At 63.6% G+C, this 15,820-nt stretch carries 15 protein-coding genes; 8 read left to right on the top strand and 7 right to left on the bottom strand.

The window, feature by feature from the left end; genetic code table 11:
* Positions 1-162: 162 nt before the first annotated feature.
* A complete protein-coding gene (locus PFZ56_RS25790) occupies positions 163-1,791 on the top strand; it encodes a PvdJ/PvdD/PvdP-like protein (RefSeq protein WP_170004330.1) in 1,629 nt (542 codons plus the stop codon).
* A 52-nt stretch (positions 1,792-1,843) separates the two neighbouring features.
* Here PFZ56_RS25790 and PFZ56_RS25785 read toward each other — a convergent pair whose 3' ends face one another.
* The 6 genes from PFZ56_RS25785 to PFZ56_RS25760 all read right to left on the bottom strand — a co-directional run bounded on the left by PFZ56_RS25785 (position 1,844) and on the right by PFZ56_RS25760 (position 7,272).
* Positions 1,844-2,005, bottom strand: a complete 162-nt coding sequence (locus PFZ56_RS25785; protein ID WP_296408211.1) for a hypothetical protein — start codon at positions 2,003-2,005, stop codon at positions 1,844-1,846.
* A gap of 6 nt (positions 2,006-2,011) precedes the next feature.
* Complete coding sequence (locus tag PFZ56_RS25780) at positions 2,012-2,281, bottom strand: SMI1/KNR4 family protein (protein ID WP_262379871.1); 270 nt, start codon at positions 2,279-2,281, stop codon at positions 2,012-2,014.
* Between the two features lie 28 nt (positions 2,282-2,309).
* Positions 2,310-2,609, bottom strand: a complete 300-nt coding sequence (locus PFZ56_RS25775; RefSeq protein ID WP_170004332.1) for a DUF3349 domain-containing protein — start codon at positions 2,607-2,609, stop codon at positions 2,310-2,312.
* A gap of 117 nt (positions 2,610-2,726) precedes the next feature.
* Complete coding sequence (locus PFZ56_RS25770; protein WP_110653645.1) at positions 2,727-4,118, bottom strand: efflux transporter outer membrane subunit; 1,392 nt, start codon at positions 4,116-4,118, stop codon at positions 2,727-2,729.
* Between the two features lie 7 nt (positions 4,119-4,125).
* Complete coding sequence (locus PFZ56_RS25765; protein ID WP_170004334.1) at positions 4,126-6,099, bottom strand: MacB family efflux pump subunit; 1,974 nt, start codon at positions 6,097-6,099, stop codon at positions 4,126-4,128.
* A complete protein-coding gene (locus PFZ56_RS25760; RefSeq protein WP_102880152.1) occupies positions 6,100-7,272 on the bottom strand; it encodes an efflux RND transporter periplasmic adaptor subunit in 1,173 nt (390 codons plus the stop codon). It lies immediately after the preceding gene.
* Between the two features lie 322 nt (positions 7,273-7,594).
* Here PFZ56_RS25760 and PFZ56_RS25755 point away from each other — a divergent pair, with 322 nt between their 5' ends.
* The 4 genes from PFZ56_RS25755 to PFZ56_RS25740 all read left to right on the top strand — a co-directional run bounded on the left by PFZ56_RS25755 (position 7,595) and on the right by PFZ56_RS25740 (position 11,397).
* A complete protein-coding gene (locus PFZ56_RS25755) occupies positions 7,595-8,077 on the top strand; it encodes a sigma-70 family RNA polymerase sigma factor (protein ID WP_102880153.1) in 483 nt (160 codons plus the stop codon).
* A gap of 197 nt (positions 8,078-8,274) precedes the next feature.
* The gene (locus PFZ56_RS25750; RefSeq protein ID WP_170004336.1) at positions 8,275-9,612 is read left to right on the top strand and encodes a lysine N(6)-hydroxylase/L-ornithine N(5)-oxygenase family protein; all 1,338 of its coding nucleotides are present in this window, start codon (positions 8,275-8,277) and stop codon (positions 9,610-9,612) included.
* Between the two features lie 278 nt (positions 9,613-9,890).
* The gene (locus PFZ56_RS25745; protein ID WP_102880155.1) at positions 9,891-10,607 is read left to right on the top strand and encodes an MgtC/SapB family protein; all 717 of its coding nucleotides are present in this window, start codon (positions 9,891-9,893) and stop codon (positions 10,605-10,607) included.
* Between the two features lie 337 nt (positions 10,608-10,944).
* On the top strand, positions 10,945-11,397 hold the full coding sequence (locus PFZ56_RS25740; RefSeq protein ID WP_102880156.1) for a response regulator: 453 nt from the start codon (positions 10,945-10,947) through the stop codon (positions 11,395-11,397).
* 92 nt (positions 11,398-11,489) lie between these two features.
* Here PFZ56_RS25740 and PFZ56_RS25735 read toward each other — a convergent pair whose 3' ends face one another.
* On the bottom strand, positions 11,490-12,398 hold the full coding sequence (locus PFZ56_RS25735) for a LysR family transcriptional regulator (RefSeq protein ID WP_102861746.1): 909 nt from the start codon (positions 12,396-12,398) through the stop codon (positions 11,490-11,492).
* A 97-nt stretch (positions 12,399-12,495) separates the two neighbouring features.
* On the opposite strand from PFZ56_RS25735, the gene PFZ56_RS25730 reads away from it, so the two are divergent.
* The 3 genes from PFZ56_RS25730 (at position 12,496) to PFZ56_RS25720 (ending at position 15,805) form a co-directional block, all read left to right on the top strand.
* The gene (locus PFZ56_RS25730) at positions 12,496-13,371 is read left to right on the top strand and encodes a pirin family protein (protein WP_170004338.1); all 876 of its coding nucleotides are present in this window, start codon (positions 12,496-12,498) and stop codon (positions 13,369-13,371) included.
* Between the two features lie 145 nt (positions 13,372-13,516).
* Positions 13,517-14,143 carry an isochorismate family cysteine hydrolase YcaC gene (ycaC, locus tag PFZ56_RS25725; RefSeq protein WP_060840265.1) on the top strand — a complete coding sequence of 209 codons (627 nt, stop codon included), beginning with the start codon at positions 13,517-13,519 and terminating at the stop codon, positions 14,141-14,143.
* Between the two features lie 219 nt (positions 14,144-14,362).
* Positions 14,363-15,805 (top strand): mechanosensitive ion channel family protein, encoded by a 1,443-nt coding sequence (locus PFZ56_RS25720; RefSeq protein ID WP_102880159.1) that lies wholly within the window; start codon positions 14,363-14,365, stop codon positions 15,803-15,805.
* Positions 15,806-15,820: the final 15 nt, after the last annotated feature.

The following is a 15,820-nucleotide window of genomic DNA, read 5'->3' as shown; positions in this document are numbered from 1 at the left end:
TCGGATTCGCCGTCAAGGTGCAGGCACAGGGGCCTTTGCTATCTGGGAAGAACGAGCCAGTGACGAAGAAATTTAAGCCCCCTGCGCGGGCGGTAAATTTCCGTGGGCAATAAACGTTCTAGCTTGGATAAAGCCTGCATCAGGGCTGACACAGGTAGGGCAATGACGATTTCTCGACGAGGGTTCATGGCGGGCTTGGCGCTGACTGGCGCTGCAGTGCCGGCGGCGTTTTATGTGCATCGCGAGTTGACGCGTGAGGAATTCCCGATCACCCCGGGCGAGGCCACAGTGGAGCTGGCGGATACCACCGGGCAACGCCTGGCGGACCAGTTGCGGGGCATCTGGAGCATTCGCTTTGAAGGTGCCGATGCCGGGCTCGATGGCTTGGGGCGCCAGGACTTGGAAGTGTTTCTCGACATCGCCCAGCGCGGGCGTGGCCTGCGCGGTTACCTGGACACCGCCGAGGGCCTGCGCGGCGCCGCCGAGCCGCGCTACCGGATCGTTGCCGACCTGGTGAGCCCACAGCCGGGTGAAATGTACTGGCGGTTGATTCCTGCCACGGCGGTGGACGGTGCCGCCACTTATGAGTTCAAGATGAGCCTGGATGAAGTCTGGGCCGATTTCGCCAACGCCGGCAGCGGCACCCTGAGCGGCCGTGTCGAGCGCCTGGACCGGCCCCTGGCGCTGCCCGCCTTGGACAACCGCTTTGTCGCCACCAAGCAGATGTTTCCCGAGGCTCGCCAGCGTATCGGCCTGAACCCGACGCTGCAGGCCTGGCTGGTGTCGCCCGAGCATCGGTTGTTCCACCAGCTGTGGCACGCGACCCGGGACAAGTGGCACCGGCTGTCCGAAGAGAAGCGTGACGCCCTGCGCGGCATCGGCTGGCAGCCCGGTCCCCGGGGGCAGGAGCGCGATGCGCGCGGTCCGAAGAAGGATCGCAATGGCTCGGGCATCGATTTCTTCTTCATGCACCGGCACATGCTAGGCACGGCGCGTTCCATGCAGGACTTGCCGTCCTGGCAGCATTTCCCCCTGCCGCAGCCGGAACTGCTGCGGGATCGCCTGGGTTTCGCCCGCTATTTCGACAACCATGACGGCGGTTCCCTGCCGCCGGCGTGGCTGGCTGATGACGATGACGACTACAGCCAGTGGGTCAGCGACATCAAGGCCGGCGAGACCTACCACAGCAATTTCCAGGTCTGGGAGTCGCAGTACCGCAACCCGCGCTACCTGGCGAACCTGACCCTGGGGCAGTTCGGCTCGGAGATTGAACTGGGCCTGCACGACTGGCTGCACATGCGCTGGGCCTCGGTGCCGCGTGATCCTTCCAGCGGTGCACCGGTGCCCATGGCCCGCGATCCGGCGGACTTTTCCCCGCGTTGGTACCAGCCGGAAAACGACTTTCTCGGCGATCCGTTTTCGTCCCATGTCAGCCCGGTGTTCTGGCGTTTCCATGGCTGGATCGACGACCGCCTGGAGGACTGGTTCCGCGCCCACGAGCGTTTCCATCCCGGCGAGCTCAAACGCCTGGAAGTCAATGGCGTGCCCTGGTTCGCCCCGGGGCGCTGGGTCGAGGCCGGCGACCCCTGGCTGGGGCCGGTGACCCACGGTTGCAGCACCATCCCCGGATTGCAGACCGGAAAGACCGTGGAGATGGACCCGGAAACCATGAAGCTGGCCCTGCGCATCACCTTTATCGAGGATGAAAAGCAGTTGGCCGATCTGCTGCGCAAGGTGCCGCGCCGGCCCTGGTATGCGCGGCATCTGAAGGTCAGGCAGCGGCTGCTATAGCGGCGCCGGACTGATTGTGAACTTCGAATCTGGAGGTCGTTGCTAGGGGTGTTCAGATCGAAAGGGCCACCTCGGCCAGGAAGCTGAACAGTTCTGGATATCCAGTCTGCTGCCATGCCTGGGTTTCATGATCGAAGAAGCACACCTCTGCCAGGCATTGGTTATTTTCAATCCGGAATCCGTAGAAGTCGCCGCAGCCGTTCTCTGAAAACAACAGATGTCACTTGCCAGTCAGTGGGTGTTGTCGATTGATTCTGGCCAGGTTGAAATCGCTGTCTCTGTCCAGTGAGTAGACGATTCCCAAGGCAAAGTAGCCGCCCCCATGCTTCAGCAGGAACTGGCGGTACTCGACAGGAAGTCGCAGCGCCAGGTCATTTTGAGCCTCGGTGATGTCCTCCTCGGTGGCGGCGCTGTCCGAAGGGAGCTCAAACCAGATCGGATGGAGGTTCTTCTTGGCATTCAGCAGTTGTTCAAATTCACTGAAGTTCATTGTCCAGGTCTTCTTGAGGGGCGAGGCATCAGGTGTCGGCCAGTGTTTCAGACGCTCCGTGATGGTTCAGGAGCCGAGTTAGCGATGCTATCTCCTGAGCTTTCGGTTTCTTGCTGGTCACGGCCTCGTAGATCTCGTTGAGGACCAGATCCGGATCCTTGTGGGTGAGCTGTGAGATGACATTCGCCAGGTTTCGATCTGACAGATGTTCATATAGCGCTGCCAGAAGAGGGCGGTAATCGGTTGGGCTGACTCCGTTCGGGAATGCTCTTTTCAGCATCGACAGTACGTCTGCCAGGGAGGCGTCCAGCTCGGTTCCGAGGGGCATGGTGGGGGCGTTGCTCGCGTCTGTGGGTGGTCGGACGATTCTAGGTCATCAGCGCCCTGGCCGTCGCTGCGACGATGGCCAGTGGTGATACCGCCGGCCATGCGAGACTTTGGTGATTCATTGATTCCAGCCGCCGCCCAGGGCCTTGTACAGGGCAATGCTCGACTGCAGCCGTGACAGCCGCAGTTGCACGTTCTGATCCTGGGCGGCGTACAGGGTGCGCTGGGTTTCCAGCACGGTCAGCAGGTCTTCGGCGCCTGCCTGGTAGCGGCTCTGGGCAATCTCGAAGGCCCGTTGCGCCTGATTCAACTCCTCGCTCTGCCACTGGCGTTGCTGGTCCAGGCCGCGAATGCTGTTGAGGGCTTTTTCCACATCGGCAAAACCATTGATGATCGCCCCCCGATAGCTTTCCAGCAGTTCTTCTTGGCGGGCCGTGGCTTTGTCCCGTTCGGCGCTCAGGCGTCCGGCGTTGAAGATCGGCGCCACCAGCCCGGCGCCGAGGTTGTAGAAGGGACTGCGCAGCAGATCCGGGGCGTGGCTGGCACCGGAGCCGAGGCTGGCGCTCAGGGTCACGCTGGGCAACATGGCCGCCCGCGCCACTTTGACGTCGGCCTGGGCTGCGGCCAGTTTGGCCTCAGCACTGGCAATGTCCGGGCGCCGGGTCAGCAGGTCGCTGGGGACGCCGGCATTGATGCTCGGCCATTGCAGTTGGGCGAAGTCCTGGTGACCCAGGTTGAGCGCCTGCACCGGTTGCCCGAGCAGGGCGGCGAGGGTGATCCGGGCTTCCTCGGCCTGTTGCTGCGCCAGGGGCAACTGGCGTTGCTGGGCGGCGACCAGGCTGCGTTGCTGGGCCAGTTCCAGGGCGGTGGCCGAGCCCGAGTCGTAGCGGGTCTGCACCAGCTTGAGCACGTTCAGGGCGTTGTCCAGATTCAGCTGGGCGATCCGGCTTTGTTCGCTCAGCGCCAGGGCCTGGGTGTAGCTGTTGGCGACGCCGCTGAGCAGGGTCAGTTCCACGGTGGCCCGGTCGAACTCGCTGGCCTTGACCCCCAGCAGGGCGCTGTCGCGGGCGGCGTGGCGGCCGCCCCAGAAGTCGATCTCGTAGCTGGCGCTGAGGCTGGCGTCGAAATAGTCCACGGCCTGGTTGTCGCTGGTGGCGTCCAACTTGCTGTAGCCCTTGCCGCGCAGCAGTTTCTGCCGGTTGGCGTTGAGCCCGCCCTTGAGCTCGGGCAGCAGTGGCGCGCCGGCGATCACGGCGCTGGTCTGGGCCTGGCGTACCCGCGCCATGGCCGCGGCGAGGTCGAAGCTGCCATCGCGGGCCTGGGCGATCAGGCGGTCCAGGTCCGGGCTGGCGAACTGGCTCCACCATTGCCGGTTGTCGGCCTGGGCGGCGGGGGGGGTGGCTGTTTGCCAGGTGGCGGGTGCTTGCAGGCCGCTGTCCGGGCGCGGTGCGGGGCTGCTGCAGGCGGCCAGCAGGATGCAGGCGGCCAGAAGGCTCAGGGGTGTTTTCATCGATCGATCATTCACTGGTAAGGGCCGTGACCGGGTCGAGCCGGGCAGCTTTGCGGGCCGGCATGAAGCCGAAGATGACGCCGGTGACCAGGGCGCAGCCGAAGGCGCCGAGGACGGCGACCAGGGAGAAGGCGATCGCCACTTCACTGAGGATCAGTACGCCACCGATCAGCAGTGCCAGGGCGATGCCGGTCAGGCCGCCGACCACCGAGAGCATCACCGCTTCGGTGAGGAACTGGCGCAGGATGTCGCGCTGGCGAGCGCCGGTGGCCATGCGGATGCCGATCTCCCGGGTGCGTTCGCGCACGGTCATGAGCATGATGTTCATCACCCCGATACCGCCCACCAGCAGCGAGATCGCGGCAATGGCGCCGAGCATCAGGGACAGGGTGTTCTGGGTGCGGGCCTCGGCCTGGATCATCGCCGCGTTGTTGGTCAGCTCATAGTCGCGCTTGCCGTTGTGCAGGCGCAGCATCAGTTGGTCGATGGCTTGCTCGGCTTCCTTGACCTTGCTGGCGTCCGCCGCGGCGATGGCCACGTACTCCGGATTGCGACTGCCGAACAGGCGGGTGCTGGCGGCGGAGTAGGGCACTGCGATGCGATCGTCGCTGTCCTGGTCGCCGGAGCTGGCGCCTTTGCCCATCAGTACGCCGACCACCTGGAAGGGGGCGTTTTCGATCAGGATGTACTGGCCGATGGGGTTGGCAACGTCCTTGAGCAGTTTTTCCCGGACCTTCTTGCCGATCACCGCGACCGCGGCGCCGGCTCGTTCGTCGGCCTCGGTGAAGTAGCTGCCTTCGACCACCGGCCAGTTGAAAATGTGCGGGAAGTTGGTGTCGTTGCCCCCTACGTAGCTCATGTGATCGGCATTGCCGAAACGCACCACGGCTTCCGATCCATTGACCGGCATGATGCGCTTGACCTGGGGCAGGGTGGCCACGGCGGCGACGTCGTCGAGGCTGATGACGCCTTGCGGTGCGCGCGGGTTGGGCGCGTGTCCGCTGAGGTAAAGGATGTTCGAGCCGAAGGCGCCCATCTGCGCCATCACCTGGCGCTTGCTGCCTTCGCCCACCGCCAGCATCACCACCACCGAAGCGACGCCAATGACGATCCCCAGCAGGGTCAGGGCGGTGCGGAAGCGGTTGATCCACATCACCCGCCAGGCGGCCTGCACCGCTTCCAGCAGCTCGCCTTTCCAGGCGCCGGTGGCTTCGCTGCCGTCGGCCAGGCGCTGGCGCAGGTCCACTGCCTGCAGGGCGCCGGCGTTGGCGCTCAGTTGCACCGACGGGTCGTGGTGGGCAGTGTCGCTGATGATTTCGCCGTCGCGGATCTCAATGATGCGCTTGGCCCGGGCCGCCACTTCACGGTCGTGGGTGATGAGGATCACCACGTGGCCCTGGCTGGCCAGTTCGTCCAGCAGGGCCATGACTTCGGCGCCGCTGTGGCTGTCCAGGGCGCCGGTGGGTTCGTCGGCGAGGATGATGTGGCCGCCGTTCATCAGGGCGCGGGCGATGGACACCCGTTGCTGCTGACCGCCGGACAGTTGATGCGGGCGGTTACCGCTGCGACTGGCCAGGCCCAGGCGCTCCAGCAGGGCGGCGGCGCGGGCGTGGCGTTCGGCGGTCGGGGTGCCGGCGTAGATGGCCGGCATCTCGACGTTTTCCTGGGCCGAGGCCGAGGGGATCAGGTGGTAGCCCTGGAACACGAAGCCAAAGGCTTCGCGGCGCAGCCAGGCCAGTTCGTCGCTGTCGAGCTGGGCGACGTTCTCTCCGGCAAACAGGTACTCGCCGGACGTGGGGCGATCCAGGCAGCCGAGGATGTTCATCAGGGTCGACTTGCCGGAGCCCGAGGCGCCGACGATGGCGACGAATTCCCCAGCGTGGATCGACAGGTCGATGCCGCGCAGGACATCGACTTGTGGGCTGTCGCCGCCGCCATAGGATTTGCGGATGTCTCTGAGGTCGATCAGCGGAGTCTGCATTCAACCCTCGCTGCTGTTGGCCGGGCCGATCAGCAGGTGATCACCCTCGTTCAAGCCGTCGAGGATCTGGATGCGCAGGCGGTCACTGATACCGACCCGGACCTTGCGCTCGTCGATCGAACCGTTCTTGGCCACCACCCGGGCAATCTGCAGGTCCGGCTCAGTACTGCCCTGCAGGGCGGCGATGGGGGCGGTGAGGACATTTTTTGCCTGGTTGGCGACGAAAAACACCTGGGTGGTCATTTCCGCCATCAGCGCATTGTCGGCGTTGTCCACGTCCAGCAGCACGGTGTAGAGCACCACCCGACCGCTGCCGCTCTTGCTGGTGCTGGTGGGGCTGCCGCTGCCCTGGCTGGTTTCGTTCAGCGGCTTGGGCGGAATGGGCAGGATCTGCCGCACGGTGCTGGTCCAGCGCCGGTTGCCACCGCTCAGGGTGGTGAAGTAGGCCTGCATGCCGGGTTTGACGTGGCCGATATCGGCTTCCGAGACTTCGGCCCAGACGGTCATGGGCGAGAGTTTGGCGATGCGCAGGATCAGCGGCGTTTGCTGCTGGGCATTGAGGGTCTGGCCTTCGCGGGCATCCACCGCCACCACGGTGCCGGACATGGGGGCGTAGATGCGCGTATAGCCCAGCTCCGCCTGGTCGCTGCGCAAACTGGCTTGGGCCTGGCGGATCTGCGCCTTGTACATGTCGATGCGCGCCTGGGTGGCCTTGAGTTCGGCCTGGGCGGTCTGTACGTCCTCTTCGCGAGTGGCGCCGCCGGCTGCCAGGTTCTGCTGGCGCTGGTATTTCTGCCGGGCCAGCTGGTTCTGGGCGTACTGCTCCTGCAACTGGGCCTGCAGGTTCTCGATGGCGAAACGGCTGGCGTCGAGCTTGGCCTGCTGGGTGGCGGGGTCGATCTCCACCAGCAATTGGCCTTCCTTGACGGTGTCGCCGGCCTCGACGTGGATCTTGCGGATCTGCCCGGAGGCCTGGGCGCCGACGTCGACATAGCGTCGGGGCTGCAGGGTGCCCAGGGCGGTGACGCTGCTTTCGATATCGCCACGGCTGACTTGCACCGTCGCGAACTGATCGCGTCCAGGGGGAATGAAGGTCCAGGCAGTGATGGCTACAACGGGAATCAAGCAGAGTGCTGCAAGCAGGGCGCGTCGGGTATGTCGGGGACGTTTCATGCAGGGTTCCGGCCAGGGGAAATCGGCCCGTCATCCAGCCGTTGCTGCTTCATGAGGCAAGGCCGGGCGCTGCCGTCGGGGCGGCAGATACGGGGAGCTGTCAGGTAAACGAGAAGCGCGTGGGGGAATTTAACTCCCGACACATGGGGTTACAGCTGCTTGAACACGAAATATCAGCGTATCGCAGCAGCAGTACTTTAAATCTATATGAGAATTACTATAAATTACGTCGCTCCTAAACTGCCATCATTGAATGACTGGATCAGTCCCCTTGCCACGGATCTTGTTCAAGGACAGAAATCACCCACCTGGGTCGGGAGTCATGTTGGAAAGTTACTACCGCGAGCTGATGGGCTTCCTCAACGCCAGGCTTGGCAACCGCCAGGTCGCCGAGGACGTTGCCCATGACGCCTTTGTGCGGGTGCTGGAGCGCCCCAGCGCTCCTCCCATCGAGCAGCCGCGGGCCTTCCTTTATCGCACGGCGCTGAATCTGGTGATCGACGACCATCGGCGTAACCAGCTGCGTCAATCCGAACCCCTGGAAGCACTCGACCAGCAAGAGCACTGCTTCAGTCCGTCACCGCAGGCGAGCCTGGATCAGGGGCAGCGCCTGGAGATGCTCCAGCGAGCCCTGGCGGAACTGCCCCGGCTGTGCCGCGAGAGTTTTCTGCTGCGCAAGCTTGAAGGTCTGTCCCATGTGCAGATTGCCGAGCATCTGGGCATTTCCCGCAGCCTGGTGGAAAAACACATCGTCAATGCCATGAAGCATTGCCGGGTGCGCCTGCGTCAGTGGGAAGCTCAGTGACCAGCGGCGCACGCTGGCGGCACTGAGCCTGGTGTAGTGGCGGCTGACTTTTGTTTGCCGGACCGCCGGGGCAGTGGGTTAAATTTTTTTTCATCGTCCTCGTTCCTACTCAACAGACGACCTGTTGGCCCTCAGGGGCCGGCCAGGTCACCGGCGTAATTCCCCGCGTTGAGGGGCTTCTCCAGAGGACACTGGACATGACACAGGCAATGGCATCGGCCATCGTTCACGATTTGATTGGTATCGGTTTTGGTCCCTCGAACCTGGCGCTGGCCATTGCGCTGGAGGAGCGCGGCCAGGTTCAGGGTCCTCTGGACGTGCTGTTTCTCGACAAACAGGCCGATTATCGCTGGCACGGCAATACCCTGGTGACCCAGAGTGAACTGCAGATTTCCTTCCTCAAGGACCTGGTCACCCTGCGCAACCCCACCAGCCCTTACTCGTTCGTCAACTACCTCAAGCACCATGGACGCCTGGTGGACTTCATCAACCTCGGGACCTTTTATCCGTGCCGCATGGAGTTCAACGACTATCTGCGCTGGGTCGCCGCTCAATTCAAGGACCAGAGCCGCTACGGCGAGGAGGTTCTGGCCATCGAGCCGCTGCTGCACAACCAGCACGTCGAGGCGCTGCGGGTCATCTCGCGCAATGCCCAGGGGGAAGAGTTCATCCGCAGCACTCACTCGGTGGTGGTCAGCGCCGGTGGAACACCGCGGATTCCCGAGACCTTCAAGGCGCTCAAGGGCGACCCTCGGGTGTTCCACCATTCTCAGTACCTGGAGCGCATGGCTGAACAACCTTGTGTCGCCGGCAAGAAGATGAAAATCGCCATCATTGGTGGCGGTCAGAGTGCGGCGGAGGCCTTCATTGATCTGAATGACAGTTTCCCGTCGGTGCAGGTGGACATGATGATCCGTGGCTCGGCACTCAAGCCAGCCGACGACAGTCCCTTTGTCAACGAAGTGTTCTCGCCCGAGTTCACCGACCTGGTGTTCCAGCAAGCCAGCAGTGAACGTGAGCGCCTGGTCAACGAGTACCACAACACCAACTATTCGGTGGTGGACATCGACCTGATCGAACGCATCTACGGGATCTTCTATCGCCAGAAAGTCTCGGGGATCGCCCGTCACGCATTCCGCACCCTGACCCTGGTGGAAAAAGCCGTGGCTACCGATCAAGGCATCGAGTTGGTGCTGCGCAACAATGCCACCGGCGCCTGCACCACTGAACACTACGACGCGGTAGTGCTGGCCACCGGTTATGAGCGCCAGATGCATCGGCAGTTGCTGGCGCCTCTGCAGGAATACCTGGGCGACTTCGAAGTGGACCGCAACTATCGGGTGATCACCGACGAACGCTGCAAGGCCGGTATTTACATGCAGGGCTTCAGCCAGGCCAGCCATGGCCTAAGCGACACCTTGCTGTCGGTGCTGCCGATTCGTGCCCAGGAGATTGCCGACTCGCTGTACGAACATGGCAAGACCCGCGGTCACAGCCGCTCGGTCCGCGACCTGCTGCTGGCCACCGCCAGCTGACCGGCGCCACGGCCGCTCTTGCGTGGCCTGCGCGGACGGGCGCCAAGGCATTCTTGCAGAGCTCTTCGCCGGCAAGCCGGCTCCTGCCGTTCGGGGTTATCCCGGGTGTTTTTTGCAGGAGCCGGCTTGCCGGCGAAGGCGTTCCTGAACCTTGGCTTGAGAACTTTTCGATTCCTCTTGCCGCGTCGTGGTGGCCCGCGGCAAGTTTCGGGTTTGCGGCGTACTGCTTGTAACTTGCTGCTTGTAGCTTGCCGCTAGTCGCCAAGAGGATTTTCGCCATGCAGGCCCTGCACAACATCAACCTGGACTCGCTGATCGATACCCTGGTCAGCCTCAGCGCGGCTTTTATCCTTGGTGGCCTGATCGGCTTTGAACGCCAGTACCGGCAGCGCACCGCGGGCTTGCGCACCAACGTGCTGGTGGCGGTGGGCGCGGCGATTTTCGTCGACATGGCCAACCGCCTGGGCGGTGCCGACGGCGCGGTGCGGGTGGTGGCCTACGTGGTGTCGGGCATCGGCTTTCTCGGCGCCGGGGTGATCATGCGCGAGGAGGGCAACGTCCGCGGGCTGAACACCGCCGCCACCCTTTGGGCTTCGGCGGCGGTGGGCGCCTGTGCCGGTGCCGATCTGGTTCTCGAAGCCCTGCTGGGCACCCTGTTCGTGCTGGCCGCCAATACCCTGTTGCGGCCCATCGTCAACAACATCAACCGCCAGCCACTGGACGTGATCTCCGCCGAGGTCACCAACATCGTCTACGTCATTGCCCAGCGTTCGAACCAGAAGGCCGTGTTCGCCTTGCTGGAAGCCGAGCTGACGCGCAGCAATTACCCGGCCAGCGATGTCGATGTGCATGCTTTTGGCAACGATGAAGTGGAAATCGAGGCGACTCTGGCCAGCACCTCGGTGGACGGTGAAGAACTGGATGCGCTGGTGGCGCGGCTGTCCACTTCGGCCCTGGTGCAGCAGGCATTCTGGAGCCCGAGCACCACCGAGTGATAGGGGCTCGATGATGGCTAGCCTGTTGTCTTTTGCTGTTCTCAGAGACCTGTAGTGGGTTCTGGGAAAAGCCTTACAAAACAACAAGACCTTTCAGTCTCCTACCCCTCTGCTAAAAAAAACGGGCGGCGATTAAGGTAGTCAGCGACTTAGAAAGAGCTAGCGGTTGTGCTTGTGCACTAGCTGACTTGTCCGAAAAAAACTACGGCAAGAGCACGCTGGACATGGTTTTCAGAATACTCCTAGAGAAAACCTACAGGCACTTCCCTAGCCTTCTACCGACCTAGGAGGAAAGGCCGGCAGCCGCCGGTCGTAGTCTCAAAAGCAGGATCCAGAAATGTCCAATAGAGCGCTGCGCATACTGATTGCCGATGATCAACATTTTCATCGGATGCAGATCGAACGAACCTTGAATCAACTGAGTTATTACCGCATTGCCCCCGTGCACACGCTGGAGGAGCTGCTTTCGCTGGTGGAGTACGCCTGCGATCCGTTCGACCTGCTGATCATCAACGGCAGCCTGGCCATCCACAGCGGTTTCGATCTTCTGGACTTCTGCCTGGACAACCCTCAGCTCGGTCACGCCTTGATCTATGACAGCCAGCGCTTTCCACCCATCCCCAGCAGCCTGCGGCACCGGATCCAGGCCAGCCGCGCCCAGTTGCCTGACAGCGAGGCGATCCGCCGCTTGATGCTGCAGATCGATCCCCCAGTGTTCAGGGGCGCCAGATCAGGCATTCAGTGGCTGCCGGAACTGCAGCACGGCGGCTGGCGCGTCAGTGCCAATTGATTGAACCGCGCTCTATGCAAAACGGCATCCCCAGGGGATGCCGTTTTACGTTGCGCTTCGGGCAAGGCGTCGCTGAGCAGGCGAGGCCGGGTTCAGGCCATGTCGCTGTGGCTGAACTCCTCGCCGAGAAAGTCGATCAGGCTGCGCACCGAAGGCAGCAGACCGCGGCGTGACGGGAAGATGGCGTGGACGATCCCGCAGCGCGGCGCCCAGCCGGGCACCAGTTCCAGCAGGCGCCCGGCGTCCAGGTCCTCGCGGACCACCACCTTGGGCAGATGGGCGATGCCGACGCCCGCCAGCACCGCATGGCGCAGGGCCAGCAAGTCGTCGGTGACCATCCGCGGCCGATGGCGGATCAAGGCTTCGGCGCCGTCAGGCCCCAGCAACTGCCATTGGTAATCGCGTTGCGCCGCTCCCCAGTGCAGGCTCGGCAGGCCACTGAGATCCGCCGGTGTGGCCGGGCTCGACAGGCGCTGGAGAAAGTCCGGATGGCCGACCAGGCTCTGGGTGCTGTTGCCCAGTACCTTCATCACCAGATCGGTGTTTTCCAGGGGCGGGAAGCGCACCCGCAGGGCAATGTCGAAGCCCTCGTGGATCAGGTCGACCCGGCGGTTGGTGCTTTCGATGAACAGCTCGACCAGGGGGTACTTGAGCATGAAACGGGTGAGCATCGGCCCGACCCAGGAGTTGAGCAGGGCCGTGGGGCAGGCCACGCGCACCAGGCCTTGAGGTTCGGAGCGATTGCGTTCGATGACTTCCGCCGCACCCTCGGCTTCCACCCGCATGGCCAGGCAGCGCTGGTAATACTCCTGGCCGATCTCGGTCAGCGAACAGTGGCGGCTGGTGCGCTGGATCAGGCGCACGCCGAGGCGCTCCTCCAGCTGGGCAATCCGTCGGCTGAGCTTGGACTTGGGCATGTCCAGGGCGCGCCCGGCGGCGGCGAATCCTCGGTGCTCCACCACTTGGGTGAAGTAGTAGAGGGTGTTCAGGTCTTCCAAGATCGTTCTCCAAATAGAACGCTAAGGGCGATTTTTGCAGTCTAGCGCGGCAAAGGTGTGAGTTTTAAGGTGTGTCCATCAGATAGTTCTGGAGGACGACATGAAAAACATCATCGGCATCTACACCAGCCCCCGGCCTCATTGGGTCGGTGACGGCTTCCCGGTCCGCACCCTGTTTTCCTACGACAACCTGGGTCAGCACATCAGCCCGTTCCTGCTGCTGGATCACGCCGGCCCCGCCCAGTTCAGCCCCACCAGCACCCGCCGTGGGGTCGGTGAACATCCCCATCGCGGCTTCGAGACAGTGACCATCGTCTACGACGGCGAAGTGGAACACCGTGATTCCACCGGCAGCGGCGGCAAGATCGGTCCGGGCGACGTGCAGTGGATGACCGCCGCTTCGGGGATTCTCCACGAGGAGTTCCACTCCGCCGATTTCGCCCGGCGTGGCGGCAATCTGGAAATGGTCCAGCTGTGGGTCAACCTGCCGGCGAAGGACAAGCTCGCAGCCCCCGGTTACCAGACCATCGTCGCGGCGGATATTGCGCAGCTCCCGCTGCCCGGCCATGCCGGCAGCCTGCGCCTGATCGCTGGTGAGTTCGCCGGCCAGCGCGGCCCGGCGCGGACCTTCACCCCCATTGACGTCTGGGACATGCGCCTGCTGGCCGGCAAACACCTGGAGCTGCCCCTGCACCCGGGGCGCAACACCGCTTTGGTGGTGCTGCGTGGCACGGTGCAGGTCAATGGCCAGGAGCGGGTCGCGCAAGGACAGTTGGCACTGTTGGAACGCGAGGGCGACCTGATCAGCCTGCAAGCCGACAGCGACGCGATTGTGCTGTTGCTCAGCGGCGAGCCCATCGACGAGCCCATCGTCGGTCACGGCCCGTTCGTGATGAACAGCGAAGAGGAGATTCATCAGGCCTTCGTCGATTTTCAATCGGGACGCTTCGGCCAGATGGACGCTACCGGTCACTGACCGGCAGCGCTGGCGCGGCGCGCTTGGCCGACTAGGCTCTGCGAGTCGCGCGCTACCCCCCAATGTCCGCCCTCACGCAGCAGGCGCGGCCATGGGTTTAACCCCAGCCGGGTTATCCGGCATCGATCATTAACGAGGACTTACCATGACTAACGCCTACAAACGTCTCGACAAGGAAAATGCCGCTGTTCTGCTGGTTGATCACCAGGCCGGCCTGCTGTCGCTGGTCCGCGATATCGAGCCTGATCGCTTCAAGAACAACGTGCTGGCCCTGGCCGACCTGGCCAAGTACTTCAAGCTGCCGACCATCCTCACCACCAGTTTCGAAACCGGCCCCAACGGCCCGCTGGTGCCGGAGCTCAAGGCACTGTTTCCCGACGCGCCGTACATTGCCCGTCCCGGCCAGATCAACGCCTGGGACAACGAAGACTTCGTCAAGGCGATCAAGGCCACCGGCAAGAAACAACTGATCATTGCTGGGGTGGTCACCGAAGTCTGCGTGGCGTTCCCGGCGCTCTCGGCCCTGGAAGAAGGCTTTGAAGTCTTTGTGGTCACCGATGCCTCCGGCACCTTCAATGCACTGACCCGCGACTCGGCCTGGAACCGCATGTCCAACGCTGGCGCGCAATTGATGACCTGGTTTGGCCTGGCCTGCGAGCTGCATCGCGACTGGCGCAACGACGTGGAAGGCCTGGCGACCCTGTTCTCCAACCACATCCCGGACTACCGCAACCTGATGACCAGCTACAACACCCTGACCCAGGGCAAATAAGCTCCTGGCGCGGCGGATGGCCGCCCAGCGCCGGAGCCTGCGAAAACTAACCGGCGGTGAGGGCGTGCATGCCCTCACCGTCGGTTGTGTGTTGGCCATGCGCGGCACAGTCTGGCGCTGGCGGCGGGCTCCGCGCTCCGCGCCCTGGGCCTTTCCGGCTATACCTGCTCCTGTACCTTTCGTGCGATCTTGCCGCCATTGTCCTGCTGGAGTTGCTCGATGCTTGCCCCATTCGCCGATCACCTGCTGTTGGCCGCGATGACGCTGTTGCTGCTGGACCTTGCCCTGTGGCACCTGATCGGTACCCAGGGCGATCGCTGGAAGCTGGCGGTGCGGGTGCTGATCTTTTGCCTGTACAGCCTGATGCTGTTCAACCAGGGCCTGAGCCCCATGCAGACGGCGCCCTGGCCGGACGATGTGCCGTTGCACCTGGCGGCCACCGGTTTGCAGATCGGCTGGTGGCTGTTCGGCGCCCGGACCCTGACGGTGTTGCTGGGCACCCTGATGATGCAGCGGGTCGGTCACACCGGGCGGCTGTTGCAGGACTTGATGGGCGCGGTGATCTTCCTGATCGCCATCATCGCCGCCCTGGCCTACGTGCTGGACCTGCCGGTCAAGGGCGTACTGGCCACCTCCGGGGCGCTGGCAATCATCGTCGGCCTGGCCCTGCAAAGCACCCTCAGCGACCTGTTTTCCGGCCTGGTCCTCAATACCACCAAGCCCTATCAGATCGATGACTGGATCGCCATCGACGGCACCGAAGGCCGGGTAGTGGACATCGATTGGCGGGCGACCCGGCTGCAGACCTCCCAGGGCAGCATGGTGGTGATCCCCAACTCCCTGGCGTCCAAGGCCAAGATCACCAACTTCAGCCGCCCCAGCGATATCTATGGTTTATCCATCAGCGTGCAGGTCAGCCCCCACGCTCGCCCGCAGAAGGTCATCGAGGCCCTGGAGCGGGCCATGCTCGGCTGCCGTTTCCTGCTCGGCACCCCGGCCCCCAGCGTGGCCCTGAAAAGCTCCGGCAGCAGCGGCGCGGAATACGAGATCAGCGGCTTCGTCGCCACCATGGGGCAGAAGCGCGAAGTGCGAAACCAGCTGTTCGACTTGGCCTTCCGTCATCTGCAGGCCAGCGGCATCAGCCTGCTGTCCAGTGACGAGCCGGTGCAGAACCCGGCGCTGTCCCGACCTCGGGCGCTGCTGGACGCCTCCAGTATCTTTTCCACCCTGCGGCAGGAAGAGAAGGACACCTTCAGCCAGAACATGCAGTTGCAGACCTTCCGTGCCGGCGAAACCATCCTGCCGGCGGGGGCGGTCAGCGATCACCTGTTCATCATCGAGTCCGGTGTGGTGTCGGTGACCATGCAGCGTGACGGCAAGCCCTTCGAAGCCGGGCGCATGGGCCCGGGTGAAGTGATCGGCGAGGCGGGCGTGGTGGCCGAGCAGGCCACGATCGCGGAGTTTTCCGCCAAGACCTTCTGCAGCCTGTACCGCATCGACAACGAGTTCCTCAAACCCTGCCTGGATGCCCGTCACGACATCGGCGACGCCATGAAGACCCTGCTGGACTTCCGCCAGCACATTGCCCAGAGCCTGGCCCAGTCGCCGCCCAAGCCTGTGGCCAAGAAGGGCTTTCTGCAGTGGTTGCGCAGCCGCACCTGAGGTGCCCCGTCGCGG

The organism is Pseudomonas danubii (assembly GCF_042980055.1).
Classification (GTDB): domain Bacteria; phylum Pseudomonadota; class Gammaproteobacteria; order Pseudomonadales; family Pseudomonadaceae; genus Aquipseudomonas; species Aquipseudomonas danubii.
This window is presented reverse-complemented; position numbering and strand designations above follow the sequence as displayed.